This window comes from Peribacillus sp. NPDC058002 (assembly GCF_042886655.1).
In the GTDB taxonomy this organism is placed as follows: domain Bacteria; phylum Bacillota; class Bacilli; order Bacillales; family DSM-1321; genus Peribacillus; species Peribacillus aracenensis.
Genome location: NZ_JBHVQU010000443.1, coordinates 1 through 1,905 on the forward strand (window position 1 = coordinate 1; position 1,905 = coordinate 1,905).

At 38.7% G+C, this 1,905-nt stretch carries 4 protein-coding genes; all 4 read left to right on the forward strand.

Annotated elements, in window-relative coordinates:
- Window positions 1-120: 120 nt before the first annotated feature.
- Complete coding sequence (locus ACFVSH_RS26105; protein WP_387708697.1) at window positions 121-723, forward strand: nitroreductase family protein; 603 nt, start codon at window positions 121-123, stop codon at window positions 721-723.
- Window positions 724-916: 193 nt separating this feature from the next.
- Window positions 917-1,528, forward strand: coding sequence for a flavodoxin domain-containing protein (locus ACFVSH_RS26110; RefSeq protein ID WP_387708699.1), 612 nt, complete (start codon window positions 917-919; stop codon window positions 1,526-1,528).
- Window positions 1,449-1,616 (forward strand): Fur-regulated basic protein FbpA, encoded by a 168-nt coding sequence (locus ACFVSH_RS26115; RefSeq protein ID WP_387708701.1) that lies wholly within the window; start codon window positions 1,449-1,451, stop codon window positions 1,614-1,616. The genes ACFVSH_RS26110 and ACFVSH_RS26115 overlap by 80 nt, the downstream gene beginning before the upstream one ends.
- A complete protein-coding gene (locus ACFVSH_RS26120; RefSeq protein WP_387708703.1) occupies window positions 1,609-1,758 on the forward strand; it encodes an FbpB family small basic protein in 150 nt (49 codons plus the stop codon). Before ACFVSH_RS26115 ends, ACFVSH_RS26120 begins: the two co-directional genes overlap by 8 nt.
- Window positions 1,759-1,905 lie beyond the last annotated feature (147 nt).

A 1,905-nucleotide genomic window follows, 5' to 3' on the forward strand; every position in this document is an offset into this window, starting at 1 on the left:
CGCCCCGCGGAAAGCGAGCATCTGGAGGGGAAATCAACCACACCGCTTTACTTGGAAAATAGCAACAAAGTAAGCGAAAACAGCCAAAAATTAAAAACATCATAATTTGGAGGAATCAAAATGTCAGCAACCACAACAAATTTAAAAGAAGCCATTATCAATCGCCGTTCCATCCGTAAGGTGAAAAAGAACGAAAATATTACGAAAGAAAGGATGAATGAAGTATTAAAAACGGCTTTACATGCACCAACTTCATTTAATATGCAAAGTGGACGAGTGGTGGTAGTGATGGATCACGAGCATGAAAAGTTCTGGGATATTGTAAAAGAAACACTTCGTTCCCGTGTTCCAGAAGAGAACTTTGCGGCAACAGCAGAACGATTACAAGGATTTCGTGATGGAGCGGGTACTATTCTATTCTTTGAAAATCAAGAAACAATAGAACAAATGCAAGAAAAAGCACCCTCCTATAAAGAACAGTTTCCATATTGGTCCCATCAAGGAAATGCTATGCTTCAGTACGCAATATGGATGACTCTATCAGCGGAAGGTATAGGGACATCTTTACAACATTATAATCCAATCATCGATGAAGAAGTGATGAAGACTTGGGATCTTCCAGGGAAATGGTCGTTGATAGCTCAAATGCCATTTGGTGAGCCGAATGAACAACCAGGAGAAAAAACGTTCCTGCCTTTCGAAGATATTGTGAAATTTTATTAATTCAAAGATTTAGGGTTGGGATACTAGATTAACCAAGAGCGCGTTTACTCTTAAAGAGTAAAACGCGCTTTTTTTTGAAGAAACGTTCCAGCGGCATTACATATATGGGGAACAAATAATTGACATTGAGAATCATTTTCATTTATAGTAAACTGTGTAATGAAATTAATTCTCAATTAGGAAGGTGATATAGATGAAGGTATTCCTTGGTTATGTCAGTTTATCCGGTAATACCGAGAAAATGGCTATAAACATAAAGAATAGAATGAAGGCTGTTGGCTGTGAGGTATATATGGAAAGATTGGATACTGTTGAAGTTGATGCTTTAAAGGATTTTGATTTGGCCTTTATTGGTTTATATACATGGAGTCTTGAAGATTTACCGTATGAAGCACACGAGTTTTATGAAGAAATTGACCAGGTGGACTTTGCTGGTTTGAAGGTCGCATTCTTTGGTGCCGGCGACTTGACCCATTCGAAACCGTGCGCCGCGATAGATATCCTTTCCGATAAAATGAAGCAATTCGGATTCGATGTATATGATCGAGTATTGAAAATACACCATGAAAGCAATACATACGATCAATTAAGGGAAAGTGAAGACTTTGCAGAGCATGCACTTATATGGGGAAGCAATAGGAAGAAGTGGAGATTCTGCATGTGGGATCGGATGCTAGGCAGCCCGAATTACCGAAAGTCAGAATTTTTGTTAAGGAGGGTCCTTGATGATTACCCAATTAAGTTCAAAGAGAGAAGCAAAAAAAGAGGAGCTTATACAAGAACTTCTGAAATTAGGGATTTTTAAAAAATATAATAAACAACTATACGAGCTTCCGATCGTTGTTTTACAAAAGGAATTCAATCACTTGAGAGGTGGATTAAAAAATGTCTAGGAGAAGGAAATCTTATACTGAACTGCTAAAGGAAAACCGCGAACTTCTATTGCATGACAAAATGGAAGTGGAACGCATCTATATAAAAATCGATCAAAAAGCCATCAATGAAAAAAAGAGAAATAAGCAAGTACAATCATGACTGGTTAGAAATTTGGTTCAGTCAACAAAATAAGGTTTGGATGTTTTTTTGGGGTTTGTAAAATGATTTCCACTACAGGCACTCGCTTTCCACGGGCGGTCCGGGAGCCTCCTCGGCGCCTTTGCGCCTGCGGGGTCTCCCTTGGAC

What these genes read in the sequence shown, in the direction of transcription:
- ACFVSH_RS26115 (WP_387708701.1), top strand. Translation starts at nt 1,449, where the DNA reads ATGATTACCCAATTAAGTTCAAAGAGAGAAGCAAAAAAAGAGGAGCTT.
- ACFVSH_RS26120 (WP_387708703.1), top strand. Translation starts at nt 1,609, where the DNA reads ATGTCTAGGAGAAGGAAATCTTATACTGAACTGCTAAAGGAAAACCGC.
- ACFVSH_RS26110 (WP_387708699.1), top strand. Translation starts at nt 917, where the DNA reads ATGAAGGTATTCCTTGGTTATGTCAGTTTATCCGGTAATACCGAGAAA.
- ACFVSH_RS26105 (WP_387708697.1), top strand. Translation starts at nt 121, where the DNA reads ATGTCAGCAACCACAACAAATTTAAAAGAAGCCATTATCAATCGCCGT.